Source organism: Prosthecobacter sp., from assembly GCF_029946185.1.
Classification (GTDB): Bacteria; Verrucomicrobiota; Verrucomicrobiia; order Verrucomicrobiales; family Verrucomicrobiaceae; genus Prosthecobacter.
The window spans coordinates 1-5,145 of the sequence record NZ_JAQSEA010000083.1; the positions used below are offsets into that span (position 1 = coordinate 1).

The 5,145-nt window shown below is 61.6% G+C and carries 3 protein-coding genes; 1 reads left to right on the forward strand and 2 read right to left on the reverse strand.

All coding sequences use genetic code 11. The annotated features are described in order from the left end of the window. On the reverse strand, window positions 1-1,620 hold a 1,620-nt coding region (locus PSV43_RS06555; RefSeq protein ID WP_300194744.1), incomplete at its 3' end, for a hypothetical protein. Between the two features lie 24 nt (window positions 1,621-1,644). Next, window positions 1,645-4,356 (reverse strand): hypothetical protein, encoded by a 2,712-nt coding sequence (locus tag PSV43_RS06560; protein WP_300194746.1) that lies wholly within the window; start codon window positions 4,354-4,356, stop codon window positions 1,645-1,647. Window positions 4,357-4,496: 140 nt separating this feature from the next. On the opposite strand from PSV43_RS06560, the gene PSV43_RS06565 reads away from it, so the two are divergent. Beyond that, complete coding sequence (locus PSV43_RS06565) at window positions 4,497-4,877, forward strand: cupin domain-containing protein (protein ID WP_300194748.1); 381 nt, start codon at window positions 4,497-4,499, stop codon at window positions 4,875-4,877. Window positions 4,878-5,145: the final 268 nt, after the last annotated feature.

The following is a 5,145-nucleotide window of genomic DNA, read 5'->3' on the forward strand; positions in this document are numbered from 1 at the left end:
TTTGTGAAATTCGGTGCCGGTGGGAAGTTTGGCGACGGCTTCTGTCAAAGCGGCATGGGCGGTGGCCACGTCCGGGTGGTGAAGGGTGAGGCTGGCGAGAGCGAGGACGTCTCTGACCGCCGGGTGTGGTGAAGATTCGATGAGGAGCTGCTGGGCACGATGGGCGGCGGGAATGTCGCCCAACTGGATGGCAAGAGCGGCGATGTGCCGCAGTGTGGCCTGATCGAGCTGGCTGCCGGGAATGGACTGGAGTGTGAGCAAGGCCTGGGAAGGCTGCGCGGCAGAAACCTGCAAGTGGGTGAGCTGCTTCATTGCGGGGACATCGTCTGGAAAGCGTTTGAGAAAGCTCTCCCACAGCATCGCGGCGGCAGGTTGTCCGCGCAGGATGATGTCGATGTGTGTGAGCATGCGCCAGCCTTCACGATCATGGGGGAATGATTGGAGGTGGGGGGAGAGGAGCGCACGAGCGGCAGCGGGGGCATCGCCTTCTGTGAGTGCCTGGGCCAGTTGCACAGGGGAGAAGTGGACTTGCAGACGTGCAAGGACAGCGGTGAGTTCTTTGCCGCGCCCGATCTGTGTTGCCAGTGCGTGCAATCGGGCCAGGACCTTTGTTTCACCGATGGCGGCGAGGCGGAAAAACAGGTCGCAGGCGATGCTGGTTTGATGATTGAAATCGGCGATGCTGGCAGCTTCACTCAGCCAGCGGCGATACTCGGAGTCGATGGCCGTTGCCGAAGAGAGATCCTTCAGCGAGCGCTGATGATCGGCGAAGGTGCGCAGATGGCGCTCGATCCAGGGCAGGAGTTCAGCGGATTCTCCTGCGGTTTGGGTGGAGAGCAGCGCCCGGTGCAGGCGGCGCGGCGGGATGGCGTCTGCCGGTTTCAAGGCACGCAAAGAATCGAGCGTGACACGGCTGGCTTCGGCATAACGGGTGCCTTCGAGCAGGAGGTTGATCTGCAGATCAAGCGCGGCTTCGTATTGAGCGTCATCGAGACCTGGCTGTGTGGCACCGAGCCAGTCATTCACCACACGCAGGGCTGCCGCCGGACGGCGTGCGGTGCGAGCAGCATGGGTGAGGTTCAGCACCGTTTGCCAGGTGGCGGCGGGAGATTCGCAGGCACGCTCATGGATTTCGACGGCGAGAGTCTGCTCGCCCGTTGCAATGGCCTGAGACGCGAGCAGTTCGAGGGCTTCGATTTTGTGCGATTCTTCGATCCGGTCGCCAGAGGCGGAGACGATGAGCCGACTGTCATCGATGGGCGGTGCGTCGGGTCGAGTGAGTTCAACAAAGAGCAGCGCGGTGTTCAGCGGAGAGGGCGTCTGGAGCGGGCCCTGCCGCACCGTGAGCTGACGCAGCCGCTGCTCAGGCACGGTTTTTTGCCAGGTGTGCAACGCCGCCAAGTGATCATCTGGCAGCAGCGCGAGCTGAACCAAGGCGGACTGTTGCAGATGCCCGGGGGCATGAGCGAGGCTGGAGGCGATGGCGGTGCGGGTGGCCTCCAACTGCGGGTTTACCTTCGGGGTGGTCGGATCGTTGGCATGCAGGCGCCAGCCCCATGCGACGGCGAGCAGGGTGTAGGAAAAAATGAGCAGGAGAACCTGGCGGGAGCTGAGGGACATGAGTGCTCGGAAAAGAGGAGGTGATCAGCGCATGACCGCGTGCGAGGCGGGCGGCAGGGACTGGAGGGCGATGGTGGAGCGGCAGGCGACTTCGAGATGGACGATGCCCTGCCCGTCCGCATTTGCGGTGTAAGGGCGGCCATTTTCGAGGTAGGCGCACTGACCGCGCGGCTCGAACCCACCCAGCACGATTTCGACGGGACGGAGATCGCGGACCTGGAAGGTGGCGCGGCTTGCGGTCAGCTCATAGAACTCAACTGCGGTGCTGCATTCGGCGAGATGAATGTGCCGCACCGGTTTGTTTTTAGTGAGCACGAGTTCGGTGCGCGGATAGCCCATGGTGTGGATGTAGAGCTGGCCCTGATGGATATTGTAGCCTGACACTCCCTGGCAACGTGACATATCAGGCAGGCCGGCGGTGACGGGCAGGCGCAGGGTGCGGCAGTTGCCGGTGTTCAGAATGAGCCAATGATCTGCGGCAGTACGCAGGATGCGGGTGTGCTGAGCATCGCGGAGGCTCGAAGCATAGGCGGCGGCGGTCATGGCATGCAGCGGCTCGCCAGAGCAGGCCGCGAAGGATTTTTCGAGTGAAACGATGCCTGCTTCGGTGCGCACATCCGCAAAGCTGAAGCGAAGGGCGAGAGGCTCAAGTCGGAAGGAATTGCGGGAGCCTGAGGGACTGGTGACGGGATCCACGCTTGGTATCGCCGGAAGGCTCTCAACGTTCATGGCGCGGCAGAAGCTCAAGGCTTCAGGGGTGGGGGTGGTATTGGCAGGCCAGAGCATGAGTTTCACCGCTTTGCCCAGAGGCAGCAGGCGGCGATGGACATAGCTCATGGAGCCGGCGATCTCGCGCTCCATGTCATGACGGGAGGTTTGGGCCCGGTCGTTGAGAGTGCTGGAGATGTCGATACCGGCGGTCCATTGGGTGGGGCGAGAAAACGAGTTTGAAGCCGCATGAACCTGCAGCATTTCAAAAATGCTGCGGGCGACGTGTTCGAGCCGGGCGGCTTCGCCGGGCTTCTGCCCAGGGAGCCAGGAGCGCATTTCGGCCTCACAAACGGAAACGGTGACTGGCAGGAGATTGCGGCCCAAGATGCGGTCACGCATCACCTCAGCACATAGTGGAAAACCGGGAAGAGTGGAAGGAGTGGAGAAACCGGTGCTGTCGATGTGGCTGTAAAACACGCGGCGGCCCGTGCGCGTGGTGGTATCGGGCACCGGGAGGCTGTCGTCGGAACCGAGCCACTGGGCGAGGAAGGCAGGAAGGTCGAGCTGTGAGGTGGCAGCCTGAGCGGCGGGATCAATCCATGCCGCGCCCCAGGTGGTGAGGAAGGTCTGATCAAAGTGATGCTCGGAGCCCAAGGCATCCTGCCCATGCAGGCCAAGCACGATGTGGGAGCCTGCGGGGGCGGTGAGATCGAGAAAGCCGAGCGAGTGCGAAGTGATCCTCGTGTTTACGCGCAGCAGGGCGGAATCCATGGCGACCACGTTCGTTTTGACGAGGCGTGTGGCGGGAAGGGCGTTGCCGCCGAGACCGAGATGCTGCGTGGCGAGATGGCGCGCGGCATTTTCCGTCCACGGCATGCCGGTGAGGAGCAGCGGAATTTTGCGGGCCTGCAGAGAGGGAAGCCATGCGGCGAGAGTGCGCTGCTGCTCAGCGCTGAGGGTCAGGCTGGAGTCGAGAATGACGGCGGCGAAATCATGGTCTGCAGGCAGGAAGTCGGCACCGGTGGGATTGCGAAAGTCGAGTTTGCAGCCCAGCCATTCCAGAGACGGGCGCAGGAGGCGTGAGGTGGTGGTGGATTCGGCAGCGGCAGATTTTTCACCGACGTGTTTTTCATCCCAGCCATGCAGCACGAGCACGCGGCGGGAGACTTCCTCCAACGGGCCCAGATTGACTCCGTTCAGGGCTGGGGTGGTGATGAACGGCAGGGCTCCCATGCTGGTGAGACGCTGTGCAGCCTCACGGCAGGCGCTGCGGTCATCGGCGGAGGCGTATTCCACGGCAAAGACGTGCATGCCCTGCATCTGAACGGTGCGAATGAAGCGGGTGAGGCGCTGCGTCTCCGCGATGGACGTCCAGTCCGCCTCGCCGTTTCTGCCTGCGCGGGTGTAAACGCCGAGGGCGAGGAAACCATCGGCGACGTGAACGGCTTCAACGCCGAGACCGAGGCTGAGATCGAGCAGGAGGTGCTTGTCGGGATAACGCTGGTGCAGGGTGGCGGCGAGGGTGAGAAAGGCGGTGCGTGCTGCTGGGGTGGATGCTTCAGTGCCGAAGCTGAGGACGAAGCCGTCGAAGCCTTTCTTTGCCGCTGGGTCGGCGAGGGATTCGATCACCCAGGCGATCCATTGGGGGTCCGTGGGATCGACGATGCGGGTGTGCGGGTCGGAGGGGGAAGGTTTCGAGGACACCTGACGTTCTGCGCTCTGCATGGCAGCACGCGTTCCGTTGCGGAAGTGAGCGACGTCGAGCAGCGCGAAGTAGTGATTTCCAAGCGCATGACCGGGCTCCATGTCGAGCTCGGCCTGCGGATGCAAAACGGACAAGTCGAAGGCGGCGAGAGAACGTGCATCTGGACGTGGCGATTGATCGACGAATAGGCTGCGATAGGCGGGCAGATCGGCTGCCATTCCGGAGGTTCCCATCAGTCCCAAGAGGCCCACGACGCGGAGTTTCGACAGCAGTCCAGATGAAGAGCGCGTGAACCGGGAGGTGAGTGATGCGGGGTGCATGACAGAGTGCGTTTGGCTTTCAAAACTGCGAACCCTTTCACAATAGAGTTTCAATAACTGGAAGCAATACGCAGAGTATTGGTTTACAAACAACTTACCTGTCTTACAGAGCGCAAAAATCAGTCGCCAACCCCTTCGTCATGGGAATCATTACAAGCATGATGGACGGTTCTCCTATTCGCACGTTTGCCGAAGGCCTTTTGATCGATCAGCCGTGGGGAAAACTCACCTGGCTGGCATCGCGGGAGATGGGCAATTCAAGCACGATGACTCTGGGGCATGTGATCATCCCGGCGGGGCAGACGAACCCGCGACATAAGCATCCGAACTGTGATGAGATTTTGCACCTGCTCAGCGGCAGGCTGGAGCACAGTTTGGGGGAGCAGAAATTCTTGCTCAATGCCGGTGATACGATCTCGATTCCTGCGGGGCAGTGGCACAATGCTCGTGCGCTGGATGGCAAGGATGCGGAGATGATGATCTGCTTTTCTTCGGCGGATCGGGAGACGGAGTTTGAGTGAGGAATTAGGCCGCCCTTTCAGGGCTCCCGAATGTGAAATGGAGGGGTGATGCCGGTGACCCAGGGCGTTGCCGTTGGCTGCGATAGGCCGCACCTTTTGGTTCTGGAGCGTGAAGCTGTCATGTTGGAACAAGCGGAGTTTTTGTGTCACCGCTACGCGGTTTCACGACATTTGGGAGACATGGTGATGCGATTCCGTGGGTTGGCACCCACGGCTACTGTTGTGCCAGCCCTACGGGCTTTCGGAGGGGGAGTGCTGATATAGCGGT

What these genes read in the sequence shown, in the direction of transcription:
- PSV43_RS06560 (WP_300194746.1), bottom strand. Translation starts at nt 4,356, where the DNA reads ATGCACCCCGCATCACTCACCTCCCGGTTCACGCGCTCTTCATCTGGA.
- PSV43_RS06565 (WP_300194748.1), top strand. Translation starts at nt 4,497, where the DNA reads ATGGGAATCATTACAAGCATGATGGACGGTTCTCCTATTCGCACGTTT.